Source organism: Pseudoalteromonas sp. BSi20439, from assembly GCF_000241165.1.
In the GTDB taxonomy this organism is placed as follows: domain Bacteria; phylum Pseudomonadota; class Gammaproteobacteria; order Enterobacterales; family Alteromonadaceae; genus Pseudoalteromonas.
Genome location: NZ_BADW01000149.1, coordinates 1 through 20,246 on the forward strand (window position 1 = coordinate 1; position 20,246 = coordinate 20,246).

At 37.9% G+C, this 20,246-nt stretch carries 18 protein-coding genes and 1 pseudogene; 11 read left to right on the forward strand and 8 right to left on the reverse strand.

All coding sequences use genetic code 11. The features are described from left to right. Positions 1 to 284: 284 nt before the first annotated feature. Positions 285 to 977: a DUF3108 domain-containing protein gene (locus P20439_RS12435; RefSeq protein ID WP_008467326.1), complete on the reverse strand. Its 693-nt coding sequence runs from the start codon at positions 975 to 977 to the stop codon at positions 285 to 287. Positions 978 to 1,233: 256 nt separating this feature from the next. Between P20439_RS12435 and P20439_RS12440 the strand changes: the two genes are divergently transcribed. Further along, on the forward strand, positions 1,234 to 4,203 hold the full coding sequence (locus P20439_RS12440; protein WP_277910871.1) for a Tn3 family transposase: 2,970 nt from the start codon (positions 1,234 to 1,236) through the stop codon (positions 4,201 to 4,203). Positions 4,204 to 4,372: 169 nt separating this feature from the next. Here the strand turns inward: P20439_RS12440 and P20439_RS12445 are convergent, their stop codons facing one another. From P20439_RS12445 to merR, 6 genes are all read right to left on the reverse strand, one after another. After that, entirely contained in the window at positions 4,373 to 4,810 is a 438-nt protein-coding gene (locus P20439_RS12445; protein WP_008110853.1) for a MerR family transcriptional regulator, read from the reverse strand. Between the two features lie 113 nt (positions 4,811 to 4,923). Further along, the gene (gene merA / locus P20439_RS12450; protein ID WP_008467329.1) at positions 4,924 to 6,363 is read right to left on the reverse strand and encodes a mercury(II) reductase; all 1,440 of its coding nucleotides are present in this window, start codon (positions 6,361 to 6,363) and stop codon (positions 4,924 to 4,926) included. A gap of 20 nt (positions 6,364 to 6,383) precedes the next feature. Continuing rightward, positions 6,384 to 6,803: an organomercurial transporter MerC gene (gene merC, locus P20439_RS12455; RefSeq protein ID WP_008467331.1), complete on the reverse strand. Its 420-nt coding sequence runs from the start codon at positions 6,801 to 6,803 to the stop codon at positions 6,384 to 6,386. Further along, a complete protein-coding gene (merP, locus tag P20439_RS12460; RefSeq protein WP_008110847.1) occupies positions 6,803 to 7,087 on the reverse strand; it encodes a mercury resistance system periplasmic binding protein MerP in 285 nt (94 codons plus the stop codon). The genes merC and merP overlap by 1 nt, the downstream gene beginning before the upstream one ends. Positions 7,088 to 7,133: 46 nt before the next feature. Next, positions 7,134 to 7,481: a mercuric transporter MerT family protein gene (locus P20439_RS12465; protein ID WP_008467333.1), complete on the reverse strand. Its 348-nt coding sequence runs from the start codon at positions 7,479 to 7,481 to the stop codon at positions 7,134 to 7,136. 190 nt (positions 7,482 to 7,671) lie between these two features. Then, positions 7,672 to 8,124: an Hg(II)-responsive transcriptional regulator gene (gene merR / locus P20439_RS12470; RefSeq protein WP_008110844.1), complete on the reverse strand. Its 453-nt coding sequence runs from the start codon at positions 8,122 to 8,124 to the stop codon at positions 7,672 to 7,674. Between the two features lie 269 nt (positions 8,125 to 8,393). On the opposite strand from merR, the gene P20439_RS12475 reads away from it, so the two are divergent. Then, the gene (locus tag P20439_RS12475) at positions 8,394 to 9,017 is read left to right on the forward strand and encodes a recombinase family protein (RefSeq protein WP_008467336.1); all 624 of its coding nucleotides are present in this window, start codon (positions 8,394 to 8,396) and stop codon (positions 9,015 to 9,017) included. A gap of 32 nt (positions 9,018 to 9,049) precedes the next feature. On the opposite strand, the pseudogene P20439_RS12480 reads toward P20439_RS12475, so the two are convergent. Then, positions 9,050 to 9,460, reverse strand: a pseudogene (locus P20439_RS12480) (ISAs1 family transposase); the annotation flags it as partial. A 169-nt stretch (positions 9,461 to 9,629) separates the two neighbouring features. Between P20439_RS12480 and P20439_RS12485 the strand changes: the two are divergent. The 9 genes from P20439_RS12485 to P20439_RS12525 all read left to right on the forward strand — a co-directional run bounded on the left by P20439_RS12485 (position 9,630) and on the right by P20439_RS12525 (position 20,087). Then, complete coding sequence (locus tag P20439_RS12485) at positions 9,630 to 10,001, forward strand: hypothetical protein (RefSeq protein ID WP_008467339.1); 372 nt, start codon at positions 9,630 to 9,632, stop codon at positions 9,999 to 10,001. A 79-nt stretch (positions 10,002 to 10,080) separates the two neighbouring features. Next, positions 10,081 to 11,319, forward strand: coding sequence for a TolC family protein (locus P20439_RS12490; RefSeq protein ID WP_008467341.1), 1,239 nt, complete (start codon positions 10,081 to 10,083; stop codon positions 11,317 to 11,319). Between the two features lie 62 nt (positions 11,320 to 11,381). Beyond that, positions 11,382 to 12,728, forward strand: coding sequence for an efflux RND transporter periplasmic adaptor subunit (locus tag P20439_RS12495; RefSeq protein ID WP_008467342.1), 1,347 nt, complete (start codon positions 11,382 to 11,384; stop codon positions 12,726 to 12,728). A 12-nt stretch (positions 12,729 to 12,740) separates the two neighbouring features. Then, complete coding sequence (locus tag P20439_RS12500; protein WP_002962883.1) at positions 12,741 to 15,941, forward strand: efflux RND transporter permease subunit; 3,201 nt, start codon at positions 12,741 to 12,743, stop codon at positions 15,939 to 15,941. A gap of 199 nt (positions 15,942 to 16,140) precedes the next feature. Further along, on the forward strand, positions 16,141 to 17,754 hold the full coding sequence (locus P20439_RS12505; protein ID WP_008467345.1) for a phosphoethanolamine transferase: 1,614 nt from the start codon (positions 16,141 to 16,143) through the stop codon (positions 17,752 to 17,754). After that, positions 17,755 to 18,657: a cation diffusion facilitator family transporter gene (locus tag P20439_RS12510; RefSeq protein ID WP_008467347.1), complete on the forward strand. Its 903-nt coding sequence runs from the start codon at positions 17,755 to 17,757 to the stop codon at positions 18,655 to 18,657. Then, the gene (locus P20439_RS12515) at positions 18,644 to 19,375 is read left to right on the forward strand and encodes a phosphatase PAP2 family protein (protein ID WP_002962876.1); all 732 of its coding nucleotides are present in this window, start codon (positions 18,644 to 18,646) and stop codon (positions 19,373 to 19,375) included. Before P20439_RS12510 ends, P20439_RS12515 begins: the two co-directional genes overlap by 14 nt. Then, the gene (locus P20439_RS12520; protein ID WP_008467350.1) at positions 19,365 to 19,742 is read left to right on the forward strand and encodes a diacylglycerol kinase; all 378 of its coding nucleotides are present in this window, start codon (positions 19,365 to 19,367) and stop codon (positions 19,740 to 19,742) included. Before P20439_RS12515 ends, P20439_RS12520 begins: the two co-directional genes overlap by 11 nt. 42 nt (positions 19,743 to 19,784) lie before the next feature. After that, entirely contained in the window at positions 19,785 to 20,087 is a 303-nt protein-coding gene (locus P20439_RS12525) for a hypothetical protein (protein WP_008467353.1), read from the forward strand. The last annotated feature ends 159 nt before the right edge of the window (positions 20,088 to 20,246 follow it).

The following is a 20,246-nucleotide window of genomic DNA, read 5'->3' on the forward strand; positions in this document are numbered from 1 at the left end:
AGTTGTGAGCTTAATTTGGTTTAAAAAATTGATAATTTTGTACACTTAACTTACCTTAGAAAGAATGTAATGCTTTTTCATAAAGACACCTCTTATGAGTATGGCTTTATGGTAATTTTGTTAACTTAAGATTTGCTTAGTTCAAACTGATAAATGGCAAAGTGTTGCTATTTTTTGCTTAGAAAGGCTTTGCTATTATTGAATTACGGTAGTTAGTTTTAGAAGTTAATTAGAAATGTAGTTTTTATCTTTTATTTGTAGGAAGGTTATGCCAATATTGCTTCTTAATGTTTCTCAATAGAACTTATAAGTAGTGTTGCGACTTCTTCTTCCTTGTGTTCTTGTAAAAGCATAATAGGAATATAGTCGTAATCAATTGCCAGCCAAATATGCGTCTTTCTAGTACTATTTTTTCTAATCCTGCTTAACTTGATGCAATTAAGTTCCCCAAGAGGTGTGTCAATAGTAACTCGTCCACCATTCAGGAAGTTAAATTCTTTGAAGCCACTTGTATCATAAACGGTGTAATGCAATTGTTTTACATTAGAAAACCCATCGTTTTTCAGTGCGTCAAGCCTTAACATTTCAAACACAAATAGTGGGTCTAACACGTCATCTTTTAAGGTTTGCTCACTAATATCGCCATTCATTTTAGCTATTAAAGTTTGGTTATTATGATCAAAATTTAACTGTAAATGTTTATCTTTTTTAAAAGTTCTCGAATCTTTTCCTTTATAGCTCAGTAACGCTACTTTATTGTCCTGCCATAGAAAATTACTTATCTCACTCGTATCTATGCTATAGAAAAAAATTGATGCGCTAGTATTGAATGATAACGAATAAGAAGTATTATTTTTACTTAGTTTTCTTGTGGCTCGACCATATTTTTTCTTGCCCCGTAATAGGGGTTTTGCGCCCATCCCCTCGAAATTAACCTTAGCTTGAATTTTCACGCTTAGAGTAACTTTTCGTACCATTGGACTTCACCCCTTGAATAACACAGTTTGTATTATTTAGCCCATCCCCTCGAAATCGGCATTAGTATTCTTAAGTAATAATACACAGTGGTAAACTATCTTATGAAAAGTTTACCACTTTAGTCGCTTAAATCGGCTTTATGGTAATGTTAAGCAGTTGACTGGTAAACATTAACCTCATTGATTAAGGTATGCTGATTAAAAATAACAAGAAAGGCTTACCACTATTTCTTCATCAAACACCAAGCGTATACAAATTCTCAGCGAATCAGAAATCAACGAACTCTATGCCTTACCCAATTTTAACCGTAAAGATCGTGATGATTATTTTTCGTTAGATAGTGAAACTCAAAGGCTCGTCAACGAATTAAGACGTATTGAAACCAGAGTGTATTTTATCTTACTGCTTGGTTACTTTAGGTCACGGCCAATAGTATTTAATTTCTCATTTACTCAAGTCAGTAATGATTTAGATTATGTAAGATCCAAGTATTTCAGCGATAAAGATATGTCTCTTGAGGATTTATCACCAACAACAAAAACTAAGCTGATTAATAAGTTATTAAAATATACAGGGTTTACAGCATACCAAAGCAAGTTAGATAAAGAGCCGCTATTAAAAAGGCTTAACGATGTTGTAAAAATCAACCTTGAACCAAGGTATGTTTTTGATGAATGTATTGCTTATTTTGGTCAAAACAGAATAGCGCTAGCTGGTTATACAACGCTGCAAGACACTATTTCTACGGTATTATCAAATGAGCGTAACCGAATTGAAATGGTGCTGCTTGATAGTTTGTCTTCAGGTACCAGAAAAACATTACTTAAATTACTTGAGTCAAATAATACCTTTACTGACTTAGCCAAGTTAAAGAAAATGGCTAAGGACTTTTCAACGAGCCAAATCACCCAAGAGCTGAAGACGCATAAAATTATACGCTCGCTTTATCCAGAAATTAAGTCACTGATTGCTGAACTGGAGCTATCACCTAAAAATCTTGAATACTATGCTTCACTGGTAAAGCACAAGTCCGTTTATAAGCTTAGAAAACACGCAGATAGCCAAACTATTTTATATCTCGTTTGTTACTTGTTCTTCAGGTACCGAGAGACTAACGACAATCTTGTTGCTGCATTTATTTACTTGGTAAGGAAGTTAACCGAATCAGCTAAAGGCTATGCAAAGCAGCGTATTGTTGAAGATGTAACCATTGTAAGAACCAAATTAAAATCCGCTGGTAGTTTATTAAAGCACTTCATCGATACCGATATGGACGATGATTTAAGCTTTGGTGATGTACGTAAAAAAGCCTTTGAATTGATCCCTGCTGACAGTATTAAACTGTTAAGTGATCACTTAGATAATAACGACTTTGATGGCCGTCAGTACGAATGGCAATTTATTGATAAACAATCCAGTAAAATTAAAAAACTTATCCGCTCATTATTTATGTCTATCGATATTGAGTTCATTCATTTAAAGGATGAACTCCATGAGCAGTATGTTATGGCACATTCTGAACTTAGTGAATTAAAGGCTATCCAAACCATTAACATCGATGTGGTACCTAAACATGACCGAGAGTATTTAGAGGGAGAAAATACCAAATTAATTGCTAATCGATTTGAGTATTTCCTTTATCGTAAAGCCGAACAATTATTTCACAGTAATAGCTTAACGGTGAAAGAAAGCGTTAATAACCGTAGTTTAACGTCAGATCTTATACAACCTAAAGAATGGCAGCAAAAAGAGACAATCATTGAAAACACTGGCCTTGATAAGCTGGCAACACCGATTAACCAAACACTCGCAGATAAGAGCCAACAATTAGAAGTTAAGCTGAAGGAAGCAAGCGAGCATATCTTTAGTGGTGATAATAAGTATGTTGAGTTTATTCCTGGCAAAGCCGAACTCAAGTGGTCAATTCCTAACAGCCGTTGGCAACAAACAATTGAAAACCCGCTCTACAATCAAATTCAACACATGGGTATCGTTGAACTCATGTTGTTTGTTGATCAAAAGACAGGTTACTTAAATTCATTTACACACATATCAGCAACTAAAGAAAAATCACCAGTAAATAAAGAAGATCTGATCGCCTGTATATTGGCAAACGGCACCAATTACGGCCTATATAAAATGGCGAATATCTCTGACCGTTCAATGGGTAAATTACGCAGTGTAGATGATAGTTATGTCAGATATGAAACACTCAAAACGTCTAATGATCAGGTTTCTAATGCTATAGCCACGTTGCCAATATTTGCCTATTACCATGTGGACGATAATCAGTTGTTTTCAAGCATTGATGGTCAAAAATTTGAGTGTCGCATAAATACGTTTAAGGCTCGGTATTCGTCTAAGTACTTCTCCAAAGGTAAAGGTGTTTCAGCATTAACATTGGTTTCTAATCATGTTCCGGTGAGTACGCAAGTCATTGGCGCTAACGAATATGAAGGTCACTTTGCTTTTGACTTACTCTATAACAACTCTTCAGATATACAGCCTAATACCTTATCGACCGATACGCATGGTACCAATAATGTTAACTTCGCTATATTAGATTTCTTTGGTTACACATTCGCCCCTCGATACGCGAAAATGAAAAAGGTGTTTTTTGAGCTATTTGAAGTGACTGAAGAGAACGGAGGCCGTATTCAATTAAAGAAAGATATTAATCATAAGCTAATTGCTGAAGAATGGGACAATATTCAGCATATTGTTTGTTCATTGAGTCGTAAAACCACCACTCAAAGCACAATCATTAGAAAGTTGAGTAACGGCAAGAGCCGAAGATTGTCAGCATTGCATGAGTACGACCGTTTAATTAAATCTATTTATGTTTTGGAGTATGTTGATAATTCAACGTTGCGTCATTACGTCCAGCAAGCCTTGAACAGAGGTGAAGCATACCATCAGTTAAAACGTGCTATTACTTCAGTTAATGGCAATAAATTTCGTGGGGGGAATGATTACCAAGTATCACAATGGAACGATTGTGCTCGACTCATTTCAAATTGCATTATTTATTATAATTCCGCGTTACTATCGGCATTTTTACAAATCCAAGAGAGGAACGGTAGGCAAGATGTGGTTGATGTTATTTCTCGGCTTTCACCTGTTGCTTGGCAACACATTAATCTAAATGGGGAATATGCCTTTAATAAAGACCGCAAAGAAATCGACTTAGCTGGTTTACTTAGTGATGTAGAATCAATAAGTTAAAGAATGCCATCTGTTTGTATTTCTAATTCAAAAGGTACTGCGCATCAAAGTGCCATTAAAAATTGGAGGTGTTGATATTCTATATGCTTGATATATACAAGCTAACATTGATAGAAAACAGATAAGCTAACAAGTTTTTAGTCGAGCCATGAACTGTTCTATAATTGTTCTAATTGCAAAACTCTTCAATTTGGTTTGTTACTAGATTTAAAAATACTTTTCTATGCTCGATTTTAGTAAGTAGCAGCTTTTGGATGTCTTCAGGAACTTTTCTTTCTCCTGCATCTATTGCCATTAGTAATGGCTTGATATCAACTACAAGAAGACCTGCCGCCCTTGCTGCTCGAATGAACTTTAATCTCTTTAATGCACATAAGCCGTAAAGTGAATGGCCTGACTTAGTTTTTTCTTCGCAGTGTACTAAGTTCTCAAGAACATAATTTCTTACCGTATGGACAGATGTTTGTGCAGCTAGTGCCAGTTGAGAAATACTCAAAGGAAAATCCAACGCATCATCATCACTACTAATGAACTTATTGATGTCAGGTATCTCTGTCAAAAAACTGACTTCACCAACAGGAATGTTTTCAACCTTAGATTTAATCATGATTTAGCATGCTTCCAATTTGTGTTGTTAATGGAATGCCTTAAGATATCTTGATTACATTCAATCAATTGGCACTCCATTAACATTTCTGTAAGTACATTACCGTTAAATGATTACCCTGCGCAGCAAGATAGCTCTTTAACGTCTTTGCTAAAGGTTTGAGCGCATAACTTCAATCCTTCAACCATCGTCAAATACGGAAATAGTTGACCTGCCAATTCTTCGACTGTCATTTTATTATGAATAGCAAGAGCCGCACTTTGAATCAGTTCTCCGCCTTCATGGGCTAAAATTTGTGCGCCTATCAGTTTTCCCGTGGATTCTTCAGCTACCAACTTGATAAAACCATCCGTTTCAAAATTTGCTAAAGCTCTTGGTACGTTTTCCATATCAAGTACACGACTTATCGTATTTATTCCTACCGCTGAAGCTTGTACTTCGGTTAGACCTACCGTAGCAACTTGTGGGTCGGTGAATATAACAGCAGGCATGGTAGATAAGTCGAGTTGCGCATTTCCACCTGTCATATTAATTCCAGCCCTACTTCCGGCAGCAGCAGCAACATAAACAAATTGTGGCATATTGGAGCAATCTCCAGCGGCATAAATGTTAGCTGTTGATGTTTCCATCATACTATTAACAACAATGGCACCACTTTTATCTGTTTCAACACCAACATTTTCTAAACCAAGCTTTCCAGTATTTGCATGGCGACCCGTAGAGATAAGCAATTTTTCAGCGATTAATGTTCCTTCGTTAGTTTCCAATGAAAAACCATTGCTATCATAAGAAACATGACTTGCTTGCGTATTATTAAGTACCCTAATACCTTCTTTTTCAAAGCACTCTGCCAGTTTTTCACCTAATAACGGATCTTCAGCATATAAAAGGGTATGTCTGGCTAGAATTGTCACACGGCTACCTAAACGGGCATAAGCTTGCGCAATTTCCAGAGCAACAACGGAGGAGCCGATGACAACTAGACTACTCGGTAACTCTTCTGCAAATAAGGCTTCTGTTGATGTCCAATAAGGTGTATCAACTAAACCCTTAATTGGCGGAATGCTTGGTGTAGAGCCTGTTGCAATTAAAATGCGATCTGCAACCAGCTCTTCTTCACTACCATCAGACTTGTGAACTAGCAAGGTATTTTGATTTTTAAAACGTGCATAACCTTTAAGTAAAGATAGCGCGGGATTACTCTCTAAAATACGTTGATATTTAGCATCGCGTAGTTCTTCGACGCGAGCGTTTTGCTGATGTGCTAATAAGGAGCGGCTAAGTTGTGGCTGAATATTTTCTAAACCATCAAACGGGTTAGTACGTTGCTGATGCGCTAATTGCGCAGCACGGATCAATATTTTTGAAGGAACACAGCCGACATTTACACAGCAACCTCCGATTACATCGGCTCCTTCAATGATAGTAACTCTTGCTCCGCCTTCTGCTGCTTTAATCGCACTGGCAAAGGCCCCTGAACCACTACCAATAATGGCTACATGTAATTGTTCTGGCTGGATGTCATTTGACGAGCAACAACTATTCGTTGACATATTTTATTCCTCTTAAAAAGTTAAGCGGTACAAGTTTCATCATCACAGCGTTTATTCGCAGGAGAAACCATGTCCCAAATTGATACAGCAACCATTAGTCCTAGCCCCGTATAAGTAACGTATGAACTCCACCCGTACTGGAACCAAGGGTATAAAGAGAGTAAAACCAAAATGGGGCCAATTGAACCGATAAAACTACGGTGCCATTGACGATGGCTAAACCAGCCTAAGATATTCATTGCCAGCGCTAATACTGCAAACAGTGGTAACAACGTATTGATAAATACCCCTTCCCACTGACTAAGAAATCCCATCCCAATTGCCGCACCAAGACTAGCTATCGCGGGAAAACACATGGCGCATCCCATTGCCGAAACAAGTGCACCTATAGAGCCTGCTTTATCTCCGATACGCGTAACTAGTTCTAAGGGGCTAAACATTACTTATTTTCACTTTTTAAATTTGAAGGGTAGCCAGCGTTGGTAGTCGCTGCAATTAATGCATTGATGTTGGTTTTAGTGTCATCAAAAGAAACAACAGCTAGCTTAGGCTTGTAGGTAACTTTCGCATTTTCAACGCCATCAACATTTTCTAATGACTTTTTAACTGTGATTGGACATGTCGCACAGTTCATCGTTGGCACTTCCAGTGTAACTGTTTTTACTTCAGCAAAAGCACCAAAACTAGAAAGTGAAAGCAGTGCGGTTAATAATAATTTTTTCATAATTAGCTCCAAATTTTAAAATGTTATAAATTTCTTGATCTGTATATTAAGCAAACAAAAGTATCCAATAATTACTGGTCACTAAAATTGTCGCAACTATAACGCTCAGCCAGAAAATTACTTTTCGTTGTTGCTGTTTCTTAGGAATTGCACAGGCCGTTCCCGGCTCACACTCTTCTACAGGACGGTAAATTTTCCAACCTGAGTAACCAAACAACAACACTACAAATGCGATAAATAATGGCCTATAGGGTTCAAATGCAGTTAAATTACCAATCCATGAGCCACTTACCCCAAGTAATAACAGGAGCAAAGGACCTACACAGCATACGCCTGCGCCTAATGCTGCTATGATGCCTCCTATCATTGGAAGGTTTGATTCTTTTTGATTCATATAGATACCTCATTAAGTGATAATGCAAGTGTATTGCATGTACCTAAGTACGGAGTCAAGGGTGATTTATAAAAAATTTATCTTTGATAATCTGCTACGACAGATACGGGGAATAAGCTAACTTGAATTAAGGCGCAGAAGTAAAATTGGATATGCTGTTTTAGTGGGAAATGGTAGTTAAGTGAATCATTTACTTCGGTTGCAACGAATCAATTATTGGGCAGTGGCTATCGTCATCATTATTTTGGCATTGTCCTAAATGTTCTTCCAAAGCGTGTTCTAACAACAACAAGTCAGCCATCTTTTTTTGTACTGCGATCAGTTTTTTATTAGCTAATTCTTGTACTTTACTACATGGACTATCGTTTAACGCAAGTAACCCTTCAATCTCATTTAGCGTAAAACCTAATTCTTGAGAACGCTTGATAAAATGTATTCTATTTACCGTTTCTTTCGGGTAATGTCTATAGCCCTGCATAGGCTTTGGTGGTTGTTTAATTAAGCCTTTGCGTTCATAAAAGCGAATTGTTTCGACATTTACACTCAGTTCTTTAGCCAACATACTTATGGTTCGTTTAGACACGTTATCAATTACCTTACTGACTTTTTGTTTACTTACTTTATATCTAATTAAAGTGACCATCAATGAATACCAGTTTAAACATCGCTAATTGATTTTGTTTTTTCTTCTATTAAATAAGTAAAGTTACCGTTGTTACAACAATATTAAACCACAACAATGTATGGTTTATCCTTTTTCATTATCAAAGTCCAAATTAGTGTTATTACATGCAGTTCTACATGAGTACACCCTAAAGATACTGTTAATATATCACAGGCAATTACGTAATGACACCACTTAAATAAACCTATATGATATGACACCATCTAAATAGACCTAATTAGGCAAAAATGTTCATAAGAGCATATTTACGAGCATCAACTTCTGAGCAAGATGCAAATAGAGCAAAAAGCTCATTAAAAAAATTCGTTTCTGGCTTCAGCAAACGAATTGCTTCTTTTTATATAGAAAATAAATCTGGTAATTCTTTAGATAGACCAGAGCTAATTCGTTTATTGGATGAATCAGAGTCCGGTGATGTTTTGTTAGTTGAATCAATCGATCGTTTAACAAGGCTAAGCCCTGATGATTGGAAAACTCTTGTAGCCTCAATAAATGAAAAAGGAATTAGTGTTGTTAGTTTAGATCTACCAACCAGTCATTTAACATTTGGCAGTTTTCCAAGTGATGATTTTATGAGATCAATACTTAGTGCTATTAATAATATGCTGTTAGAAATATTAGCGGCCAGTGCATATAAAGAATATCGAGAACGTGAACGTAAGCAAAAAGAAGGTATTGTAAAAGCACAGCAAAAGGGACTTTATCACGGTCGTCAGCCTGATTTAGAGGCTCATGATAGGATTGCCTCGTTTACTGAAGCTGGATTTAGTATTAATAAAACGGCTGAAGCAGTTGGAGTTAGTCGAAGTACGGTAATTAGAGTTAGAAAAAAGCTTAAAAATTTAGACTAAGGTTAATTTCGAGGGGATGGGCGCAAAACCCCTAATTGGTGTTGGCAGCTCCATGCGCTGACGGTATGTAAGGCACTTTTTCTATCTTTGGTTGTAAATGAACGACGTGCTGTTTTTCCATCAATGGCAATGATATCAGCACCAGTGGTTTCAATAAGTGATGATATCCAAGATTGAAATGAATGCTCTATTTCATCTGATTTTAACCGACAAATGACACGGGCAATGGTGTCGTGTCTTGGGATACCCTCTTTGAAAGCGCCATATTTTTTTAACCAATCAAGTTTTAGATGCCCAAAATCTTCAATATCCTCCCATCCTTCTGCGCCGGAGAGTACAGCACTAATGGCTAAGAGGAGAATATCGATAAGTTCATGCTTTTTACAGCGTTCAATGCGAGGATCGGTAATTGAATCAAAGTGTTTCAGAAAAGTAGCGCTCATATTAAGTGACCAAGGTGATTATAATGCCTTGATCTGATCGCTACTTGTTCTAGAAGTTCAATTTATAATGATCTTGCCGTGGATTGTCCTGTATAAACTACTTAATTTGATTGACTTGAGTGGGTTTCTTGACTACCATGTTTTTTAAAATTTTGATGTTAGAGTAAAAATGAAAAATACTTGGATTAGTTTGTTAGTAGTACTATCGATTGCATTGCAGTCGTTTGCTTCTGTGGCTAATTCAAATGAAAGTCATCAGATTGACTCTCTACATATTCAAACAGAACATTCCCATGATAGTGATGATATTGAACTTTTCGATGAATCATCTGACACTGAACATAATATTAAAGATTGCCATCATTGTGGTCACTGTCAAGGCACTCACACACAGTGGGTTGCCAGTAATAAATCTACACTACAGACCCCTAAACTTATTATTACAAATCAATATTTTTATGCTGTTCATGTAGATAAAATATTCACTGAAGAACCTATACCCCCCCAATCGTTTAATTTAGTTTTAAAGCTATATTCGTAACAAATTTATTCTTAACTAGCGCTTAATGTAGCCTAGTTGGTTTAGTTGCGGCATTTTATTATTAAATTAAGAGATTATTATGAAATTTTTCTCAGCAAAATCTACTGGAATCGCATTATTTATCGGCTTTTCAGCAAGTTTATCTGTTAGTAGCTTCGCTTTTGCTAAGCCAACGCTATCGAGTGACTGGCTCGATCGGCAAATCAATAAACACCCTGATATTGTCTCAGCACGTGAACTCATGAATGCTGAATTTTCCAAAGCACAGGGCAGTAAGTTACCACTTTACAACCCAGAACTATCGACAGGTTACGAGCGTGAAGGTGACGGAAATAATTACAATATTGGTATTAGCCAAACGATTGACTTGTGGGATAAGCAGGCTGTTAATGCTGCTATCGGCGATAAAATATTAACGGCGGCCAGTAAACAATTCACTTATGCGATAGAGCAGAAAAAAGCACAAGCCTTAAAAGCACTTATTAATTGGCAACTTGCCATGGATAAGTCGTCACTTGCTTTTGAACAAGAGCAACAGTTAGAAACCTTGCTTAAAATTGTAACTAAAAGGCAGAAAGCTGGCGATCTTGGTCAGGTTGATGCTGAGTTAACTTTCTTGAATTTGTCGCAAATGCTTAATAAAACGGCCCAAATACAAGCACAGTTAACACAAGCTCAAGCCAAGGTTAATGAGTTGTTGCCTGATTGGCGTCCTGATACACAAGCATATCCAGAGCAGGGCTTAGGCGTTACAAACTTTCAAGTAGCTGAGCAGTGGTTAACGCAGCACCCGCAAGTATTAGCCTCTCAAGCACTGTGGCAAATGCAAAAAAGTAAAGCTCAATATGCCATGCTTGAAACCAAAGCCGATCCTACCATTGGAATTAGTGCCGGAAAAAATGATGTCGATAATGTTGTCGGAGTTACTTTTTCTATGCCGTTAAATATTCGTAATGATTACCAAGCTAATGCCAAAGCACAAAACCAACAAGCTATCGCCGCAGAAGCAAATTTTCGTTCAGTAATGCGTAAGCAAAAGTATTTGATACAGGCAAGTACTGCCTCACTAATCTCTAATAAAAAATACCTTGGCCGTTGGCAACAGTTAATGCAAGGACGCGGCGAACACAGCGCGCAGTTATTGCAAAAACAATGGCAAGTAGGTGATTTAAATACCTCGGATTATTTATTGGCATTACAACAAAGAGCGGAAGGTTTATACGCGGGCATTGAATTACAAGCCCAGTTCAAAATAAGCGAAGTGCAATGGCTACTCGATGTAGGCCAATTAAATGCGGCAACTAAGCTATTAAACTAAACCTATTATATCACTTTACGCGGCTTGATGAGCGTGAATTGTTACAGAATTTGGAATTAAAAATGAAAAATAAAATAACTGATAAAACATCTCATAAAATAGTGAAAAAAATAAAACTCATTACCCTAAGTAGTTTATTTACTGGCTTAGCTGTCGTGTCAACTACGGCATTATCATATAACGATGCCGCTCTAGAAAAAACGCCAGCAGTAGAGCAATCCATCGTATTAAAAACTGACCATGATCATGACTCTGAAAGTGAAGAAGTGCATGACGAAAGTGGTCATGAACATGGTAGTGATGAAAGCAAAGACGACCATGCTGCGGAGGAGAAATCTGATGACGGTCATGACCATGGTAGTGAAACAGCGAGTAAAGAAACAGCTGAAGAAGAACATGAAGAAGGCATAAGTTTTAGTCCAGAAAAAATGGCACTCGCCAATATCAAAGTGACTAACTTAAAGCCGGCAATTTTTGCTAAAAGTATCTATGCACCAGGAGAAATAAAAGCGAACGGTTATACCAGTTACATTGTCTCTTCACGTACTGAATCGGTAGTGATCAGTCGTCATGCTATTTTAGGTGAACATGTGACTAAGGGTCAGTCTTTAGTTACCTTATTTAGTGAATCAATGGCCGAAGCACAAGCACAATATCGTGTTGCTTACAGTGAGTGGCAACGAACTAAAAAATTGGGCCTTGGCACCGTCAGTGAAAGCCGCCTATTAGCCAGTGAAACAGATTACATTTCAGCTTATGGTCGATTAACTGCCTTTGGTTTAACCAAAGCAGCCATTAAAGATATTGTAAAAAACAACTCATCAAATCTTGGTGAATATACCTTAGTCGCTCAGCGCTCTGGTGTGGTTTTAAGTGATGATTTCTCTCAAGGACAACGTGTGCCTGCCGGTGAAAAAATCATGGTATTGGCTGATGAAAAAGACTTATGGGTTGAAGCGCGTGTTTCGCCAAATAAAAAATTAAGTCTTCCTATTGGCACCATTGCAAAAGTTGAGTTTGCCGGGCAAGTGCATGTTGCCAAGGTCATTCAAGAAGCACATACCATTGATCCAAGTACGCGTACCCGAATCGTTAGACTGTCGGTTGAAAATACTGATGACAGTTTGCATTCAGGCATGTTTGTTAATGTAAATTTTCAGTTTGATACGCAAAGCCCTGTAATGGCAGTACCAGAAACAGCATTAATGCGTGGTGCCGATGGTGATTGGACGGTATTTGTTGAAGACCATTCTGGTGAATTTAAAGCCGTTGAAGTTGAATTAGGTCAGCCATTAGGCAATTACCGTCAAATTATCGGTATTGAGCCTAATACCCGTTTGGTAACAAAAGGTGCCTTTTTTGTTGCGTCAGAAATAGCAAAAGGCGGATTTGATCCGCACGGCCACTAGGGGAATAAGATTATGTTTAATAAAATGATTGATTGGTCGATCAATAATCGACTCTTAGTAATTATCGCCCTAATTGCTACTATGGCAGGCTCTGTTATGGTGATCCCAAAACTAAATTTAGATGCTTTTCCTGATGTAACCAATGTTCAGGTAGCGGTTAATACTGAAGCACCGGGCTTAGCCGCTGAAGAAGTAGAGCAGTTAATAACCTATCCCATTGAAGCAGTAATGTATGCGTTGCCTGATGTAGAGCAAGTACGCTCTATTTCAAAAACGGGTTTATCGGGTGTTACTGTTGTCTTTAAAGGAGGCACAGACATCTACTTTGCTCGCCAGTTAGTATTTGAGCGTTTACAAGCGGCAAAAGAGTTAATTCCGCAAGGCGTGGGCACACCAGCAATGGGACCTAACACCTCAGGTTTGGGTCAAGTTTTTCAGTATTTGTTAATTGCAGATAAAGATTCTGGTTATGATTCTATGACCTTAAGGAGCTTGAACGATTGGATAGTAAAGTTATTGGTTATGCCGGTAGATGGTGTTACCGACGTCTTATCTTTTGGCGGCAACGTCAGACAGTATCAAGTCAACATTGAGCCAAGTAAATTATTATCATATGAGTTAACGCAAGACGATATTGTTACTGCACTCGATAACAACAATGCCAATGTTGGCGGTTGGTACATGAACCGTGGACAAGAGCAATTAGTTATTCGTGGCACAGGTTGGTTTAATAGTGGCGAAGCAGGTTTAGCTGATATTAGACAAGTACCGGTTAAAACGGTTGATGGTACTGTGGTGACTATCGAAGATGTAGCCAAGGTTTCGCTGGGTAGTGAAATACGCCAAGGCGCAGTTACTATGACGCGCAGAGATGCACAGGGTAACATTGAAAACTTAGGTGAAGTGGTTTCAGGTATCGTATTGAAACGTATGGGCGCAAATACTAAAGCGACAATCGACGGTATAAGTGCACGTATTCCAATGATCAACCAAGCACTACCTGAAGGCGTACGTTTTGAACCTTTCTACGATCAGGCAGATTTAATTACTAAAGCAGTTGATACTGTAGTGCAAGCATTAGCGCTGGCATTTATATTTATCGCTATCGTACTTGCTCTGTTTTTAATGAACTTACGCGCAACCTTTTTAGTGTTAATTTCAATTCCTATTTCAATCGCTATCGCCTTAATGGTGATGTCTTGGATAGGTTTATCGGCAAACTTAATGTCGTTAGGTGGTATCGCTGTTGCTATTGGTATGTTGGTTGATGGCTCTGTTGTGATGGTTGAAAACATGTTCAAACACCTTAATAGACCTGATTCAACACATTACAAAAATGCGCAAGCGAGAACGTTAGGCACAGATGCTGATCCCCACGATGTAGAACATGATAAAGAAGGCATTCCTCTACGATTAAAAGAAGCAGGAAAAGAAGTTGCACGCCCGGTATTTTTTGCTGCCTCTATTATTTTAGTGGTATTTACACCGTTATTTAGCTTTGAAGGAGTGGAAGCTAAATTGTTCCAGCCGATGGCTATCAGTATTATTTTAGCGGTTATTTCGGCTATTTTAGTGGCACTGTTTGTGGTTCCAGCCTTAGCAACCTTTATGTTTAATAAAGGCGTTAAAGAAAGAGAAAGTTTTGTCTTAAAACCATTAGATAAGCTTTATCGAAAAGGCCTCAAAGCCGCGATGAAACACACGAAAGTAGTTATTATTGCTTCATTATTGTTACTTGTGGGTGCAGCATCTTTAATACCTCAAATAGGGACTGAATTTGTACCAGAATTAGAAGAGGGTACCATTAACCTAAGAGCAACATTAGCGCCATCAGCAAGTTTAGAAACAGCCTTGTCGGTTGCTCCAATTCTTGAAGAAAAGTTAATGGAGTTCCCCGAAGTTGAATATACCCTAAGTCGAATTGGACGTGCTGAAATCGGCGGTGATCCTGAACCAGTTAATAACATCGAAATTTACATTGGCTTAAAACCTGTTTCAGAATGGACAAGTGCCAAAAATCGCGTTGAATTACAAGGTTTAATGGAAGAGAAACTTGAGCAATTCCCAGGGTTATTACTTAACTTTTCACAGCCCATAGCGACTCGTGTAGATGAATTACTGTCAGGAGTTAAAGCGCAACTTGCCATTAAATTGTTTGGACCAGAATTAGATATGTTGGCGAGCAAAGGTCAAGAAATTGAAGCGGCAATCAAACAAATTGATGGCGCAAGAGATGTAGCCTTAGAGCAAATCGCTGGTGAAGCACAGTTAGTGATTAAACCGAAAAGACAGCAATTGTCACGTTTTGGTTTGTCAGTTGGCGATGTCATGGAAGTGGTTAAAAACGGTATCGGTGGCGTTAGCGCTGGCCAAATAATCAATGGTAATGAACGTTATGATATTTATGTTCGCATTGAAGAAAAATACCGTGATAACCAAGAAGCTATTGCAGATCTGAGAATACAATCACCTACGGGTGCTTGGGTACGTTTAGGCGATATTGCTACCGTCAGTTTTGAATCTGGCCCACCACAAGTGCGACGTGATGATGTACAGCGACGCGTGGTAATTCAAGCCAATGTTCAAGGTCGAGACATGGGAAGTGTTGTTAGCGACATTCGTGCAGTTATTGATAGCAAAGTAGATTTACCTGCAGGTTATTCTGTAGTGATTGGTGGTCAATTTGAAAACCAACAACGTGCGCAGCAGCGACTATCAGTGGTAGTGCCTCTATCATTGGCACTAATTGCCTTGCTACTTTATTTCGCCTTTGGCTCTGTTGGTCAAGCGATGCTTATTTTAGTGAATGTACCCTTGGCCGTTATAGGTGGTATTTTCTCACTGTATATTTCAGGTCAATACTTGTCAGTGCCAAGTTCAGTCGGCTTTATCACTTTGTTTGGTGTCGCCGTGCTTAATGGTGTAGTCATGGTAGAAAGCATTAACCAGCTGGTAAAAGATGGTATAGACACCTCAAAAGCTGTTTTTGATGGGGCAGTATCTCGTTTACGTCCAGTATTAATGACCGCCATTACTTCTGCGTTAGGTTTAATTCCAATGCTGATGTCCAATGGAGTTGGCGCTGAAATTCAACGACCACTGGCGAGTGTTATTGTTGGCGGTTTGGTTACTGCAACGTTACTCACCTTGTTTGTGTTACCGGTTTTATATGCTTGGTTCTCAAAAGCCAAAATCAAAGATCTTAGAGACTAACGCGCTAGATAACTTAGTGACTTACTCATTAACTTACAAATTAATAAAGTAAGTAACTAATTTGATAGCACTATAAATCGCTACTAGCTAAGCTCTTGTCAAAAGCAGGGCTTAGCCAGTCATTTTCACTCGATGCAGAGATTCAATAGTAGGCTTTTATTAGCTTCGAATTTTTGCATCCTAAATTTAGGGAATAATGATGAAAAAGCTGTCGTTTTTCAATTATTCGCCAAACCTCCTTATTATCGCCACCGTGCTATTTATTATAGTGACGGGCAATTCTACATTTTTTGAACAAGTTAATTCGGTATACCCGTGGCAAGATAATCAAGGTTTTATTATCGCGCTGACTCTTGTGGTAATGAGTGTATTAACCATTATTGTGTCATTTTTCAGTATTATCATTCCCGTTCGAATAGTACTGAGCAGTCTTTTACTCTTATCTGCCATGGCTGGTTATTATACCGATAGCTTTGGCACCATCATTGATAATGTAATGATTCAAAACATTGCTGAAACGAATATCGATGAAGCAACTGACTTACTGTCATTTGAGTATTTTTTAACTGTTTTGTTGTTAGCCATAGTACCTATAGCTTGCCTTTTTATGGTCAAAATAGATAAATCGTCATGGACAAAAAACTGTTGGCTACAAATAAGTAATACCATCATGGCACTTGGTGTAATTACTGTTTCACTTTATATTTTTAGTGCTCAATTCACTAATTTCTTTAGAGAACACAAGCCATTAAGATTTTACTTAAATCCTATCTATCCCATTTACTCTACGGGATTTTTCCTCAAGGACGTGCTTGAACAGCAAGAAAATAACGAATTTTTAATGGTAGTAAACTCTGCCAATGATATTGATAAAGAGTCGCATAAAAAACTCTACATTGTCATTGTCGGTGAAACTGTCCATGCGGGTAATCTTTCTATAAATGGCTATAAACGAGAAACTACACCATTATTAGCTCAAAGAGATGATTTAATTAGTTTTGATAAATTCTATGCTTGTGGCACATCAACCGCGATTTCGGTCCCTTGTATGTTTTCATTCGATAACCGAGAGTCATTTGATAATAAAAAAACACGGCGAACACAAAACGTATTAGATGTTATTTCCAAAGCCGGGGTAAGTGTCCTTTGGCGAGACAATAACTCTAGTTCAAAAGGCGTCGCAGATCGTGTCGAATACCAAAATTTCAAATCACCTGAGCTAAATTCAGTGTGCGATATAGAGTGTCGTGACATTGGTATGTTAGACGGTTTACAGGGGTATATTGATGATCAAGAAGGTAGTGTACTCATAGTGCTTCATCAAATGGGCAACCACGGCCCGGCATATTACAAACGATACCCCAAAGACTTTGAGAAGTTCACTCCTGCCTGTCAAACAAGCGAACTCTCCGCCTGTGAAACTAGCGAAATTGTTAATGCGTATGATAATGCCATTCTCTATACCGATTACTTTATCAATGAAACCATTAATTTATTAGAAGAGAACAATACCAACTTTGAAACTGCCATGTTTTATATTGGCGATCATGGTGAATCGTTAGGTAAGAACGGACTCTACTTACATGGTATGCCTTACATGCTGGCGCCTGAAGAACAGACTCATGTACCTTTAATTGCTTGGTTCGGCTCTTCATCACACGTTGATATGGAAAGTACGGTCAAACAAAGTAAAAAAGAAAGTTCTCACGATGCTTTTTCTTTTTCTTTACTACATGCGTTAAATATCAGCACAGATATGTCATTGCCTGAAAAAGCGCCATCACCACTATTTGTTATGCAAGAGGAAGAGTAAATGTCAAATAATAACCATACGCACAGCCATGCACATAACCATGACGGAAAATTAAGCATGGCAGTATTTATCAATATTTTACTTACTGTGGCCCAAGTTATCGGCGGGGTTTTATCAGGTAGTTTATCCTTGATTGCTGATGCGCTTCATAACCTCAGTGATGCAGGCGCTATCGTTATTGCGATTGTTGCGAGAAAAATTGCAAGAAAACCCGCTAATAGCCAAATGACTTTTGGTTTTAAACGGGCTGAAATTATCGGGGCATTAATCAACAGTACTACCCTTATTATTCTTGGTATATATCTCATTTATGCCGCAGTTGAGAAGTACTTTAACCCTCAACCTATTGATGGTTGGATTGTTGTTTGGATTGCGACAATAGCCTTAGCGATTGATTCCATAACCGCGTGGTTGACTTATCAAGCAGGCGCGAAGAATAACTTGAATCTCAGAGCGGCATTTATTCATAATTTATCTGATGCCTTTGCTTCTGTCGTTGTCATTGTTGCGGGTAGTTTGATCATTTTATATCAATGGTATGTTGTCGATTTATTGGCAACCATACTTATCTCGGTTTATGTGGTGTACCACGGTATTATTTTAGCTAAGCAAAGTATTCGTATTTTAATGCAAGCGGTCCCCGTTGATATCGATATCGATAAGATTTGTAAGGATATCGAATCAATGGAGAATGTTGAAAAAGTAAGACACATTCATGTGTGGCAATTAGATGATAGCGAAGTGTATTTAGAAACCAGTGTTAACTTAAAAACGATGGAACAATTCCAAGATCTTAAGCCAATTAAAGATTTGCTCGCAGCTCAATACGGTATTCACCACTCGACCATAGAAGTGGTAGTAGGGAACACCTTGCAAATGGAGAATTGTTTTGAACTTGAGTAAACACCTGCTTTATTCAATGTATGCATTAACGCTTATTGCTTTTTTATTTGAAACAACAAATAGCGATATTTGGCTTCAAAATTTGTTATTCAATGCATCCAACCAAACGTGGTTAATTGATAAATATGAAGAGCCTTATCGTTTTATTTTTTACTTGTTGCCTAAATACAGCATTATTTTGTTGGCACTGTCGCTCATTGCTTTTTACGTTATCGCTTGTAGACGCAAGTACTCTAAGCACTTTCAAAAGCGATTATTAGTGGTTATTTTCTCTTTGATGTTAGTGCCGTCAGTCATCGGCGGTTTAAAAGCAACAACCAATGGTGCTTGTCCTGCGCAGCTTGAACTATATGGCGGCGATGTCCCTTATGTTAAGGCGTTTGAATTAATGCCTGAATCGTTTGAGTCAACTAAAAAGTACAAGTGCTTTCCTGCGGGTCATGCCAGCGGTGGTTTTGCCTTAATGTCATTATTCTTTTTGTTTTATCGTCCGAAATACCAATGTATTGCGATAGCGTTTGCTGTTTCTACTGGCTGGATTATGGGGAGTTATAAGATGGCGATAGGTGACCATTTTTTAAGTCACACACTAACAACGATGACGTTGTCATGGTTAATCATTTGTTTGATAGCCGCGGTAGTGTTTCGTACCTTACACTTTCCTAATTCCAAACCTAATGCTAAGAATAGCCAACAGGAGCCAATCAATGGGTACTAAGCAAAAGCCGACGGGAATAAAACGAATATACCTAGCAGCGGGGCATTCACTCAGAGCGTTTAAATGGCTGATAGCAAATGAAGCAGCGTTTAAACAAGAATTCTGGCTGTCAGTTCTTCTCGTTGTGGGCTGTTTATTCTTTCCATTTTCACTTTTTGAGTACGTGTTTCTTTGGTGCGCTTTATTATTCGTATTGTTGGCAGAAATCTTCAATACCGCTATTGAGGCAGTAGTCGATAGAATTGGCGCGGAAATTCATCCGCTGTCAGGTTTAGCGAAAGACTTAGGCTCTTTGGCTGTGATGGTGAGCGTTATCATCGCAACTTTAATATGGGCTGGTGTATTTATTCAGCACTTGAGCTTATGAAGTGTAAATGTTATTAGAATGTATATAGCTATCAAATTCCTTATGAGTTGGATAACAAAAGGCAATATTGAGGAATTTAATGAACGCGATGCTATTACAACTATTAAAAAGCTAGAGCTTAAAAGGCAGCAATTAAAGTCTGAAGGCAATGGTAAAAAATTATCAACTGCAGAACTTAAACTGTTACTTTCTGCATACAATTACACTGGTAATGAGAAGCTATCTAATAAAATAGCTACAACCTTGATTGAAAGGCGTAATAACCGCGCAGAACAAGCATCCAGCAAAGAAGAAATAGATATTGCGAATAAACTGACTATAGATAATTTAGATATTCCATATTAAAAAGCATATTACATATTTTTGGTATGTGCTCTCAATAACACCAAAAATATGTAATGTAGACCTATTTTTAATAACTTCCCATAAAATACGACGAATATAGCCCTACAAATAAATAAAACACCAAGAATATGTTATGTACATACAAAGGTACAAGCTCTC